This is a genomic window from Lysinibacillus sp. A4, from assembly GCF_024919535.1.
In the GTDB taxonomy this organism is placed as follows: Bacteria; Bacillota; Bacilli; order Bacillales_A; family Planococcaceae; genus Lysinibacillus; species Lysinibacillus capsici.
On sequence record NZ_JANWTB010000004.1, the window covers coordinates 169,544 to 182,288 of the forward strand.

At 36.9% G+C, this 12,745-nt stretch carries 14 protein-coding genes; 4 read left to right on the forward strand and 10 right to left on the reverse strand.

Annotated elements, in window-relative coordinates; genetic code table 11:
- Positions 1 to 6: 6 nt before the first annotated feature.
- From NY607_RS09460 to NY607_RS09470, 3 genes are all read right to left on the reverse strand, one after another.
- The gene (locus NY607_RS09460) at positions 7 to 312 is read right to left on the reverse strand and encodes a YfzA family protein (RefSeq protein WP_259419568.1); all 306 of its coding nucleotides are present in this window, start codon (positions 310 to 312) and stop codon (positions 7 to 9) included.
- 345 nt (positions 313 to 657) lie between these two features.
- A complete protein-coding gene (locus tag NY607_RS09465) occupies positions 658 to 1,503 on the reverse strand; it encodes an MBL fold metallo-hydrolase (RefSeq protein WP_259419569.1) in 846 nt (281 codons plus the stop codon).
- Between the two features lie 86 nt (positions 1,504 to 1,589).
- Positions 1,590 to 1,730 (reverse strand): hypothetical protein, encoded by a 141-nt coding sequence (locus NY607_RS09470; RefSeq protein ID WP_259419570.1) that lies wholly within the window; start codon positions 1,728 to 1,730, stop codon positions 1,590 to 1,592.
- A 272-nt stretch (positions 1,731 to 2,002) separates the two neighbouring features.
- On the opposite strand from NY607_RS09470, the gene NY607_RS09475 reads away from it, so the two are divergent.
- The 3 genes from NY607_RS09475 (at position 2,003) to NY607_RS09485 (ending at position 3,714) form a co-directional block, all read left to right on the forward strand.
- On the forward strand, positions 2,003 to 2,512 hold the full coding sequence (locus NY607_RS09475; protein ID WP_237898099.1) for a DUF3231 family protein: 510 nt from the start codon (positions 2,003 to 2,005) through the stop codon (positions 2,510 to 2,512).
- A 488-nt stretch (positions 2,513 to 3,000) separates the two neighbouring features.
- Positions 3,001 to 3,117: a YjcZ family sporulation protein gene (locus NY607_RS09480; protein WP_004225198.1), complete on the forward strand. Its 117-nt coding sequence runs from the start codon at positions 3,001 to 3,003 to the stop codon at positions 3,115 to 3,117.
- A gap of 198 nt (positions 3,118 to 3,315) precedes the next feature.
- Positions 3,316 to 3,714: a hypothetical protein gene (locus tag NY607_RS09485; RefSeq protein ID WP_259419571.1), complete on the forward strand. Its 399-nt coding sequence runs from the start codon at positions 3,316 to 3,318 to the stop codon at positions 3,712 to 3,714.
- 198 nt (positions 3,715 to 3,912) lie between these two features.
- On the opposite strand, the gene NY607_RS09490 is transcribed toward NY607_RS09485, so the two are convergent.
- The 6 genes from NY607_RS09490 to NY607_RS09515 form a co-directional block, all read right to left on the reverse strand.
- Positions 3,913 to 4,113 carry a cold-shock protein gene (locus NY607_RS09490; protein ID WP_004225195.1) on the reverse strand — a complete coding sequence of 67 codons (201 nt, stop codon included), beginning with the start codon at positions 4,111 to 4,113 and terminating at the stop codon, positions 3,913 to 3,915.
- A gap of 369 nt (positions 4,114 to 4,482) precedes the next feature.
- On the reverse strand, positions 4,483 to 5,358 hold the full coding sequence (locus NY607_RS09495; protein WP_131520098.1) for a cation diffusion facilitator family transporter: 876 nt from the start codon (positions 5,356 to 5,358) through the stop codon (positions 4,483 to 4,485).
- Between the two features lie 342 nt (positions 5,359 to 5,700).
- On the reverse strand, positions 5,701 to 6,456 hold the full coding sequence (locus NY607_RS09500) for an SDR family oxidoreductase (RefSeq protein WP_259419572.1): 756 nt from the start codon (positions 6,454 to 6,456) through the stop codon (positions 5,701 to 5,703).
- Between the two features lie 233 nt (positions 6,457 to 6,689).
- On the reverse strand, positions 6,690 to 7,346 hold the full coding sequence (locus NY607_RS09505; protein WP_259419573.1) for a hypothetical protein: 657 nt from the start codon (positions 7,344 to 7,346) through the stop codon (positions 6,690 to 6,692).
- Between the two features lie 46 nt (positions 7,347 to 7,392).
- Complete coding sequence (locus NY607_RS09510) at positions 7,393 to 7,866, reverse strand: GNAT family N-acetyltransferase (RefSeq protein ID WP_131520095.1); 474 nt, start codon at positions 7,864 to 7,866, stop codon at positions 7,393 to 7,395.
- Between the two features lie 271 nt (positions 7,867 to 8,137).
- Positions 8,138 to 9,613, reverse strand: coding sequence for a methyl-accepting chemotaxis protein (locus NY607_RS09515; protein WP_131520094.1), 1,476 nt, complete (start codon positions 9,611 to 9,613; stop codon positions 8,138 to 8,140).
- Positions 9,614 to 9,751: 138 nt separating this feature from the next.
- Between NY607_RS09515 and NY607_RS09520 the strand changes: the two genes are divergently transcribed.
- Positions 9,752 to 10,714 (forward strand): MBL fold metallo-hydrolase, encoded by a 963-nt coding sequence (locus NY607_RS09520; protein WP_259419574.1) that lies wholly within the window; start codon positions 9,752 to 9,754, stop codon positions 10,712 to 10,714.
- A gap of 174 nt (positions 10,715 to 10,888) precedes the next feature.
- On the opposite strand, the gene NY607_RS09525 is transcribed toward NY607_RS09520, so the two are convergent.
- Positions 10,889 to 12,706, reverse strand: a complete 1,818-nt coding sequence (locus NY607_RS09525) for a DNA ligase D (RefSeq protein ID WP_237898102.1) — start codon at positions 12,704 to 12,706, stop codon at positions 10,889 to 10,891.
- Positions 12,707 to 12,745: the final 39 nt, after the last annotated feature.

Consider the following 12,745-nt stretch of genomic DNA (forward strand, 5'->3'; position numbering starts at 1 on the left):
TCTTCTTTATTTTTTTGAGAATATCGTTGAAATCATATTCCCTAGTGCTGCAATCAGTATAGCAATAACATGGATTGTGATGAACATATTAAAAAAAGGAAAGGAATAAGGCGTTATCCATTCGGTGAAAAGCCTCGAATCCAAAATCCATCTTCCCATTCTGGCAACTAAATTATTACTATCGTTCATGTTCGGCTCAAGAGCAGTGCCATCGACCGCGATAAAGATCAATTGAACAATTAAAAATATACCAATAGTGATGATCCATCGTTTTAACAGATTACTTTCATCCGCTTTTTCAGTGCCTATCACTTAAACAATTCCCCCCACAAATTTATTATATTGTATATATACTATATAAACATTATATACACAAATAAAAAATTTGTTCAACCACTTTTTTTAAAAAGGAAATTTTATACCATGAAATGATCTATGACATTCAAATACAAAGAAGGAGCCTGTTTTGATAGCTATTATCAAAACAGGCTCCTATTAACAACTTGCCATTCATTGTGTCTTGTCATTCAAATATGTTCATTCTACAGTTGCAATCTGATAATTTATGATATAATGAATCATCTGACTAAATTGGCAAGACAATGGCTGTAGCGTGTGACGACGCTGCGGCTTTTTCTTTGTTTTTTCCTTACGTGATTAATTTAAATACTTCCCCTGCTTGGGTAGTGCGATTTGTTCAAAATCATCGACAAGTTTTTTTAGGTTGCTTGTCAGTTCTTCGCCCTGCATTGGTAATCCGTGCCCTGTGATGGCAACTGAAGGTTTTAGTATTGCTAATTTTTCGATAGATGCTCGAGCAGCCAGCCAATCTGTTGTAAAATATTGAGGGGGACCACTGATTTCTTTTGTCTGCGTAATCACCTTATAAAGAGATTCTTGTTTGACCGTAACAAATGCATCTCCAGCAATAAGCACCTTATCCTTCTCACGGAATAAAGATATATGCCCTGGTGAATGGCCAGGCGTATGAAACCATCTGAAACCTGCCATAAATGGAACACTACCATCAGAAGGTAAAACTTTGAGGTTACCACCTAAATTTATAGCTTCATTTGGAAAAATAGGTGACATTTTAGCAACCAAGCCGTTATTTACCGTTGGATCAGGCTCGGGATAATTTTGTTTTCCAGATAAAAAGGGTATTTCTAATGTATGCGCATAGACAGGAACATCCCACCGCTCTATTAATTCTATGAGTCCTCCGACATGATCAAAATGACCGTGAGTCAGTATGATTGCCTTCGGTCGAGACTTAGAACCATAACGTTCTTCAACAACTGAAATGATCTCATCCGCACTTTTGGGCATACCCGCATCTATTAGCACAAAATCTTTCATCTGCGGTTCACCATAAAGTACAATATTTACAATTTGAATCGTGTATTGATATAAATCGGGTAATATGTCTATACCTACACCGCTTCCAACAGAAGTTGCTGGGATAAATTTATAATCGTCCCCGTAATTCAAATTCTTGTCCATTTTAAATCATCTTCTTTCAATTAAGTCATTGGAGGTTCAAGCATAACCTTTATGGAAATGCCACAACCGTAGATGAAGGCATAATATTATCTTCTTACTTCTTTTTTATTGAAGGGCTGTTCTTTCTGTTGCTCTTGTTCCTCTTTTACTGCTTCTAATTCTTCAGGATTAAATTCCATTGCAATTTCTTTTTGCTCTACTTCATTCTTTTGCTTTTCTTTTGTCAAAACACTCACCTCCAATATGCTTTAAAGTGGCCTTCCTTAAGAAAATCTATACTTTTCACTTTTTCAAAGCTACATTAAACGTATAACTAAACAGAAAACACCCATTCTATAAGTGCGTAGTGTTTCACTACTTAAAGAGCTGCAGAGATTTCTTTCTCTGTGGCTTCTTTTAATTTTTACATTAAAAATTTTATTAAAAGTGAATTTTACTTATTTTTTCAGCCATACTAACATGGCTTTAATGGCGAAAAATAAGAAAAGGATGTGTACAGATGGGTATTCTTGGTGGAAATCCAAAAGATGAACCGTTGCATTATGGTGAGGTATTTAGTGTTTGGTCGGGTTTAATTGCAGACTATGGCATGATTTCTGGCTATCAAACGTTTTATAATCATGCTGGTGATGAAGATCTTAAAAAAATTATTGAAGATATCATCGAAACATGCAGAGAAGAAGTAAAGCAGTTAGAAAAAATTCTAAAAACAAACGGGATTGCACTACCTCCCGCTTCACCTGAGAGACCTGTAGCAAGACTGGAAGATATTCCTCCAGGTGCAAAGTTTAATGATCCAGAAATAAGCGCTGCCCTTACTGCTGACGTTGCAGCTGGATTAGTTGCATGTAGTCAGGCAATGGGCACTTCTACTCGTGAAGACATCGCATTAATGTATGGGCAATTCCATATGGCTAAAGCTCAGCTTGGCGCAAAACTTTTACGTTTAAACAAAAATAAAGGCTGGCTTGTACCACCACCATTACATGTTAATTATCCTGAAAAATAAAGACTCATTCGCTTAATTAGTACAGTACTCAAAGACTCGTACGTATATATGGAATAAGTTCTAATTAGAAATTTAGAGACAGTACCCTTTCAATCGTACTAGAAACTGTAAGGGTAGATTTGGGGCATCATACCAGAGATGCCAAATAACTTAAACTAGCTGTAGCGTTTGTCGACGCTGCGGCTTTTTGAATGTATAAATTGACTATATTTACACAAACTATTAATAAGTGTATCGCACACACTTTTATAGGCTGTGGGGTTGGTTGACCGTCATAGTCTTATTTTTATTTTAAAGGCAATAAACTATGCACAATGAGTTAACTTTTCATATAAATAGTAGTGTTAGGCTAATCTAGTTTAACATGTACCTCCCGAATTGTTACTTAGGGTCACTTTCAGCCGAGTGACCCTTAAATATTTTTCAGTTATTTAAACCTCGTTTCTATACTTTACATATTCTAGGTTCTCGAAAGGAGGGACTTTCATATGGGATATGAAGTTTACGGTTCAAACTATGGCAAGCATGATAATTTATCATTCGCTCTAATTGTTGTCCTCTTTATTCTTTTAATTATTGCTGGTGCTACTTTCTTATATCATTAATAATTACCTTCTATTATCCTCAAATATTCATGCTATGATCAAAGGGTCGTCTCCCACCCTGGTGACCCTTTTTTATACTTACTTTGTAGCATAGAAGAATGTATATAGGAAGTTTGTTGCTTAGTGTACTAATCTAATAAACAGTTCATAGAATATATCAAGCATAATTAGGGCTAAAAATAACGAAGGAGAATGTCTATGAGCATTGATTTCATTACACTTGCCCCAACAGTCATGCAGGTGTTTAAAGCTGGAGATGCAAATCCCAAAAAAGTAAAGCGCATTGTTTATGGACAAGCTAGCTCAGATGCAAATGGAATAGCAACATTCTACTTTACAGACAATGCATTAGTGAATGGCAGTCCTCTCTTATCTACTATTGACTATGCAGTGGCAAGTGTATACTCGACAAATTCAACAATAAACCTAAGACCGAGGGTTCAAATGAGAGAGAAGAATATTAGTGGAAAATATGTCTCTGCTAATATTACAAATATTAGTGGTGTGACAGTATTAGGAATTAATGTATTAGGATCGGAAAATCCAGTAAGTGGCGTGATTGTAGATTTTATGATTTTAGGTAGTTTTGATTTGTAAACAGATCATACTGAACAAACTCCCTCGTGTTGCTTTTACATTCTTCTTGGTAAAACCTCTTATCCTCACTTTCATCGAGAATAAGCAAGTAACAAATGTATTTTGATATGTAATGAGAAAAAATAAAGACAAAGTCGAAAAAATCGACTTTGTCTACTGAAACCACTCTATTTAAGAATGTTTTTCTTCATTTAAAAATTAAAGTTTAACGATGTTAGCAGCTTGTGGTCCACGTTGACCTTCTTCAACTGTGAATTCAACTTTTTGACCTTCTTCAAGTGATTTGAAACCTTCACCTTGGATAGCTGAGAAGTGAGCGAATACGTCTTGTCCGCCTTCTACTTCGATGAAACCGAAACCTTTTTCTGCGTTAAACCATTTTACTGTACCTTGTGTCATTTAAATGACCTCCAATAATGTTATTAAATAAAATCATACTACTTCCAAAGAAAAAAATTCACATATTACAAAAAGTAACTAACAAAACACGATTACTCTTTGTAATATGTGAATTTATTATTTCTTTAAGAAAGATTCTATTACATACAGTATATGATAAAAAATCGTATTAGTCCAGTGTAAAGTGAATTTTTTTATCAATGAAGGCTAAAACCTGCACGTACCACCATTTTAAAGGTTAAAATTAGTCATTTCACCGCCATTAAGTAGCTAGAGACAATTGTTTTTGTATTTCAATAGCGACATTCCTTACCTCATTAATCCGTATAGTTTTTGAAGCTGAATATTACATTTAAGGACTTAATTGCCCTATGCATCCTTAGGCTCCACATGGACATGCACTTCGTAAACCCCTTGCTCTTCCACCATATTTTTCTCAACAACCGAAGCAACATCATGTGCTTTCGTGATATTTAACTTTGCATCTACAAGTATAACGACATCAATTACCTCATTATTCCCATAATTTCTTCCTCTGATTTCTTTCAATCCTTTAACGCCATCTATTTTTAAAATAATCTCTTTGTATGTTTGCAGAATTTTCTCATCAAATCCATCTGATAGTTCATGAGAAGCTTCCTTAAAAATCTCCCAAGCTGTTTTACAAATAATGAAACCTACCACAATTGCAGTTATCGTATCTAACCAAGGCATATGTAGTTGTGACCCTAAAATTCCTACAGCGGTTCCAATACTTACCCAAGCGTCTGACAAGTTATCTTTAGCTGCAGCCATAATGGCCTTACTATTGATTTTTCCAGCCAATTGTTTGTTGAAACGATAGACAAAATACATCACCAATGCTGATCCTACCCCTACATAGGCTGCAACCATATCCGGCGATTCTTTACCGCCTTGAAAAATGGAAGAAAAACCACCGACCAATACTTGAATACCAACGGCCATCATAATAAATGATGCGACCATCGATGCAATGGTTTCACTTTTCCAATGACCATAGCGATGATCATGATCTGCTGGTTTTTGTGAAAGCTTTAGTCCAATAAGTACTGCAATAGAGGCAATAATATCTGTCGTATTATTCAACCCATCCGCTTTTAAAGCTTCTGAACCACTCATATAACCAATGCCAACTTTTATGATAGATAAAATTATATAGGCAATAATACTGATGATGGCACCACGTTCACCTAATTTAAGATTATTATATCTTTCTGCTTCCAATTTACTTACCTCCCACTTACGTACCTTATTATCATAACAACCCAATATCGAGTGGGTCTACAGCAACCTTTTTGCCTTACTATACATAAGTAGGCGGAAGATAAAAGTGTTGATGTGGGGAAAAAAAAAGCCCTTAGGAAGAAACGCTGTCACTGGTTTAAAGCCTAGAAATTATTATACTAATCGAATAAAATAGTAGTGTATCTGTTCTTTAAGATTTTTTCCTCCAACGAACACACCTAACAAACCTTGGTCATTTCCAATTTCGGGAATGACCCTTTTTTAGGTACTTATAAGCACGTAGAAAAACCTTGCCACAACTGTAGCAAGGCTTAGAATGAATTATCCTCGTAGAAACCCGCCCTCTGAGTGGATTATTTGTCCAGTTATCCATGTAGCCTCCTCGCTAGCAAGAAAGCTAATCACCTTGGCCACATCCACTGGTGTCCCAATCCGCCCCATTGGAAATTTAGGTAATAGATAGCTTCTAATCTCATCATTCATCCATGTAGAATCTGTTGGCCCTGGATTGACAGCATTGACGGTAATGCCCAGCGGTGCTAGCTCCTGTGCTAATGATCTAGTAAAGGCTGAAATTGCCCCTTTCGTTGCTACATAGGCTAGCTCTCCCATCATAGGACCTAAATCTTGACCAGATGTCATATTAATGATTCTTCCTGAATTTAAATTAGCTTTTTCAAAAAGACGTGCAAATTCCACACAAAGTAGTAAGGTTGACCTCATATTCACCGCGTAATGCTCGTCTAATGTTTGAGCATCTAACGCTAGATAACCATCTTGTGCTGAATGGGCAGCATTATTCACTAAAATGTAAGGTACACCTAGTTTTTCGAAAACCGTTTGGAGTATCCTTTTTGGAGCTTGAGAATCTGATAAATCAATTGACATTTCTTCACATGAAACACCCATACTCAAAATTTCCTGTTTGAATTCTCCTATCCACTTACGATCAGCATGCCAGTGTGTGAAAAAAACATTGACACCGTCCGTAGCCATTCTTCTACAAATAGCTGTTCCAATATCTTGAGGGTGGCTTGCACCCGTAATGATTGCTATTTTACGTGTTGTTTTATTCATTTCTTTTTACCCCCATGCTTTTTGATGGTTATTGAGATTATGAATAAAAAAAGAGCATTACCATCATGGTCTGCTCCGTTTTTAGAAATACAAAACCCTTACACTGCACATCCTTTGAAAATGACCACCATACCTAGACATACACCCTAAGCTACAGAAATTGTCACATGTAGAGTATGTATTCCCCTCTTCATTTAACTGAATTCATACCAAACAAAATTCGTGATAATTTTCTAATCTAAAATTATAATCTTATTTTGAACATCAATAGAAAAGTTTTCTACATCAAATTGATGCTGCTTTATCATATCTTCCGCTAACTGTTGAGCCTTCTTTTTAGCCTTGTGATTTTTTTCTTCTGTTAAATTAATGCTTACTTGAATTCCTTCAGACGTCATACTATGGTCAATGCTGAAAGTCCCGAAATCTTGGGCAAACATCTTCTCAAATAGATTGGCCATGACATCATTATAACTGAGCCGAGTTGAGATCGCTTCTGCTGGCTCATAGAGTTGCTTTAACGTTATTTGAAAAGAGATGGGGTTTAATTCATTAGCTTTGATAACGTCCAGCATTGTTTCCTCTATGTGTTGCTTTGTCTTGTGATCGACCTTGTCGGGTAATGACACAAGGAGCTCTATTTTTCCATTAGGTAAAATTCCGTAATCTAACAGAAAGCTATAGGATTCTTTGCGCAATGTATAAGAAATCTCACTAATTAAAAATTGATATTGCTGAATATAACGCAATAATTCATCATTACTAGGCTGTGACATAGAAACATTGGTTTTTTCAGCATATTGAATAGGTGCATTTGCCAAAAAGAAAAATGCACCACAAACAATGCTTAAAAGTAGAAACCATAACGTAAACAACCTTTTAATAAACATGTATAGCCCCCTTATTCGGGACTATATGCCAACTATCGAAAGTAAATTACGGTAGAATTTTATAAAACAACACACGATCTTGATTTTCACCACCATAATTACTATGAATGGACATATTATCTATCACCTTGTCACCTTTTTCCATTCTAAAACCCAGATTCGTATGGAAGGCGATGGATACTTCATTAATAGGCGACGTGACACATTTCACAATATTTCGATGGTATTGCTTCACCACATGAAAGAATACATCATATAATCTTTTTGCAATATTCTGTTTTCTGTAATCAGGATGGACCCCAACAAAATGGATGAACGCTTCATTTGTTTTAGACTGCGATAAAAAGCCAATGAGGAAGCCGATAATCTCGCCATCCTTCTCCATAATTAGGCTTGTATTTGTAAAGTGATCAAAAAATAATTTAGGCAGCTTATCTGACATATTCCTACCACCCCACCACTCATTAATCAATGGAGATAAAGTATAGTAATCTGAACTCTGTACACTACGAATGTTCATGGAATCCCTCCTCCTTTTCAAGTCATACAACAGATTTATGGTCTGAATGTATCTACAGCTATTATATAAATGGTGACAATCACCATAGCATACCCCACTAAAAATGCATATTTAAGTTATTGTGCTGAGGCTCATACAAACTCAAAAACAATCACCATAACCAGATATGGATAAAACAATGTAAATGAATACTATCTTTATACCCTCCATCTAGGAAGGTTAATCCTACTCTTATTTTACCCTACCATTTATTTCAATATCAATGGTTCTATTATACCTTTGCCATCACTAATGCCTTTAACGTGTTACTTAAAGCCTGAATGTGGTTCGTGGTGTCTGTCATGCTTACGAGAAGCTGATTTTCATCCTCCACTGAATGTAGAATAGCACCAGTAGAAGCTGCATTTTGCTCCGTCATGTGATTCAGTTTTTCAATTTGCATTTGGATTACCTCAAATTGTGAGATGGCACTACTTAATTCCTGCATCCCTCTTGTTAAATCTGTATTCGTTTCTGTAAAAGAATCCTTTAAATTATTAAAGAAATGACTGACATCCTGTAAAAGCTGTTCACCATGCTGGAGTGCCTTTTCACCGTCATCAGAACGCTGATGAGCCTCTGTTGATTTTTCAAACAAGGTTTTTGTCACATTGGTAATGCTGACAGTAATTGCAGCGCTTTCCTCTGCTAGCTTACGCACCTCATCTGCTACAATGGCAAATCCCTTTCCATGTTCCCCCGCTCTAGCTGCTTCTATCGCGGCATTTAAGGCCAATAAATTAGTCTGTTCTGCAATATGGGTAATCCCCTTTAATAGACTATCCACCGTTTGTAGGCTGTATTGAAGCTCTTTGACAGTTTCCACTGTTGAGCCCATCGCATAACTCATGACGCTCATTTGAGTCATGGCATCCTGCATTTTATCCCATCCTGCTAATACTTCTTGTTGTAGCTCAGTAGATTTAGCGACCGTATCCTTCGAAATCGTCAATGTTTTATTGACAAAATGAACCGAGTCGCCCATTGTGCCGTGAATCATTTGCAAACTGGATGCCTCCTGCTGAATACTTGCAGAAATATCCTCTGTCGCTACTAAAATTTGCTTACTAGAGCCAGAAATCCTTTGCATTGTTTGTTGGAATTGCGTGACATGCTTGTCCAATGCCTGACTGCTCTTTTCAATTTCCTGAAATGTATTTTGTAGTTGATTGAAGGATGCACGCACTTCATTTTGCTGGATTTCTGCATGTTGAATCAGTTCATTCCCCCATTTTGCCAGCAAATAAAAAGCTATAATGACCCCATTCATAATTGCCAGAAGTGTCACAAAGACAATGGTATCATCAAATGGGCCTAACAATGATGACGAGTTGACCATATATAAAATGAAAAAACTAAAATTGGTTAGAATCCCAAAGAAAACAATCAATTCTTTTTTAAAATACAGGGCAATAATGGCCACTGTGCACAGTAAAATATAATGTTTATTTAATGAGAAGCTATCAAGCAAAAATAAGGTAAACACAACACTTGATGGAATGAGGCCAAAAATAAAGCCTTTGACATACGTTTTTATAGGTAAAAAATAATTACATACCGCTAACGCAATGACAGCTAGCCCGATCAATAAAAAATGGATGCCCTTTGATAGAATCATAGGTCCGCATATTAGAATGGCCAAAATTGAGATAATAGCCAAATTGACACGATGAACTTTTCGTGTATCATAACGAAGTTTATGCTCCATTACTATCCCCCTTAAAAAATGAATAGACATTCAGTTAAATTTTCTATTATTATATAGTATAACAACTACTTTTTGTAGCTAAATATTGCATTTATAAGCAGAAATAGCTTATTTTTGAAATAAAAGGGGGAAATTGAATTGACTAGCGTCCAACAAATTGCACCAAATTTCTACTGTATCGATACACATGATTTAGGTCGAGAGCAGCGAACAAGCTCCTATCTATTAATCGATGAAAAGATTGCTCTCCTCGAAACTTCGGCCAGTCCATCCGTACCTTATATTATGGAAGGGTTACAGAAATTAAATATTGCAGTAGAGGATATAGACTATGTCATCGTGACACATATTCATTTAGACCATGCAGGCGGAGCAGGGTTATTTTTGCAAAGCTGTCCCAATGCTAAATTAGTGGTTCATCCACGAGGCGCAGCCCACATGATTGATCCAAGTCGTCTTATCCGCAGTGCTAAAGGAGTTTATGGCGCTGAATTTGACCGCCTTTTTGATCCAATTGTGCCCATTGACGCTGCAAAAATTATAGAAGTTCATCACGAACAGCGTTTACAATTAGGTCAACATCAATTAACGTTTTATCATACTGAGGGACATGCTAAGCATCATGTTTCAATGCTTTATTCCGCTACAAACGGCTTGTTTGTAGGAGATACCACAGGTGTTCGCTATCCCGAAATGGATGAGGAAGCAATTGATTTAATCATTCCGTCCACCTCTCCAAATCAATACAACCCTGAAACAATGGAACAATCCTTAAAATTGTACGAAAAGCTACAAGCAAGTGAATTATACTTCGGTCACTATGGGGCTTATAAAAATCCAGCTGAAGCCTATCGTCAGGTGCGCTATTGGACACCGCTCTTTTTAGAAGAAGGTAGAAAAGCGCAAGCAGCATCCAGCCAGTTCCAAGAACAAGTTCACTACTTAGATGCTCGCTTAAAGGAACTTTTATTCAACTATCTACAGGAAAACGACATTCCGTCCGATCATCCTGTCTATCAAACCATCCCATTCGATACCATTGTGTCCGCAATGGGCATACTGGATTACCTCGAAAAAGTAAATGCACAGGTTCCACTATAACGGCAAAAAGAGGTGTTCCCAATGACATTGGGAACACCTCTTTTTTAGAAGCGCTTGCAGTATTGGTCAAAGCGATCTTTTTTGTAAACCTGAGTTTTATCAGGTAAACCCTGCTCGTTTTACATCGCACAGCGCTCATGCCCTGTCAGAGCTTCCCTATCCCCATAAGTGTCCTCATGCCTTTAATTGATCTAGAACTGCTTGAAAATTTTGTTGCTCCCCTACTTCACGAAATAATTGAAAGGGATTGCTCATTTTTTTCATGCGCGCCATGACAAAGGGAATCGTAAAAAGTGTTGGTGTTAGGTTTTCATTGACCTCCTCCCATAGAAGCGGTGTTGCTACTAAACCCATTTCATTGCCCCGAGTAGAATACGGGGCAATGATAGTCTTGCCCTCTGCATGCTGGACATAATCTAAATATAATTTTTCATGACGATTCTTCTTTAAACGCTCAATTGTATATAAATTTGGCTTTTGCTCACATAAAAAGCGACAAACAAACTCTGTAAAAATACGTACCTCTTCATAAGTAAATGTATTTGCGGGTAAAGGAATATACAGCTGTAAACCTTTTCCACCTGATGTTTTGACGAAGGATTGGAGCTGAAAATAATCAATAATGTTCTTTAAATCAAGTGCGCCTGAAACGGCTAATGAAAAATCTTGTACTGAGGGAGGATCTAAGTCGAAAACGATTTCTGTCGGGTACGGAGAATGATGTGTTTGAAATGGAATGTGGAACTCTAATGCCAGCTGATTTCCAAGCCACAATAACGTTTCCAAGTTATTACATACGATATAATCAATATCATCCATCACAGCTGTTGCCACAAAATCAGGCATTTTTTCTGGTCTACTTTTTTGATAAAAACTTTCACCTGGAACACCATGTGGATAGCGTATTAGCGTTAGAGGGCGATCCTTTAGAAAAGGCATTAAATAGGGCGAAATATTTTGCAAATAGAACAAGTATTGATCCTTTGTAATACCCATATTCGGCCATACAGGCTTGTCTGGATGTGTGATAGCAACTGAATCAGGGATAGGATACAGTTGACGTTGCATGTGCAGCCAATGACATTGCTCAGGTGCTATCTCTAATCGAAAGGCATGAAATCTAGGTTCCCGAAGCTTACTACCATCAAAATCAATACAGGCAATATCAACACAAATCGAAGGCTCAAGTGCCCATAGCTCCTTTTTACGCAGTCCATTAGTCTGAAAGAATTTGACAAGTGTTTGATGCTCTTCCTCTGTCATCCCATGCTTAAACGTAACGACTTCTCGTAATTCATTGTCCTCAAAAACTGCACCATGAAAATAACTATTGCTATGGTCATATTGTGTGACAATGACTGTGACATAACGCCAATTTTTTATCTTTAACCAATGATTTGATCGTATGTTTTCAAGCCATTTACTTGTTTTCTTCTTAGCAACAATGCCTTCCCCATTGTAAAGCTTGATGGACTGCCATATGCTCTCATGCTCCTCACTACCATGTATGACTTGGATAGGCGTTGGATTCTCATAGTTTACGCTTGGCCATTTGAACTTCGTCGCAAGCTTGACCAATTGCTCCTTTCGCGTTTTTAAATAGTGGTTTTGGAGAGATTCTCCTTTAAGGGTTAAAACATCAAATGCTAGATAGTGAAAAGGACATGAATGAGCATGTTCCTGAATCACGTCTTGATTTTGCATTCTCCCCCTCTTCTGAACAACGGCAAAATCACTTTTATAATGATTGCGTAAATAAACTAACTCCCCATCCAAGGTTAGGGGTAAAAAGGTTTGGATGGATGTATATATTTGCTGACAAAAAGCTAAAATTTCGGGAAACAGGTGATTTAAATGTCGCCCATTTCTACTAATGAGCTTCGGCTCCTCATCCCAAACTAATAAGCAGCGAAAACCATCATATTTTGTTTCAAATAGCCATTCATCTCCACTAGGAATATCGTTTGTTTCCGATAAAAGCATTGGTTTCATTTCACAATACCTACTTTGCTTTTTATATTCAGTGTTTGA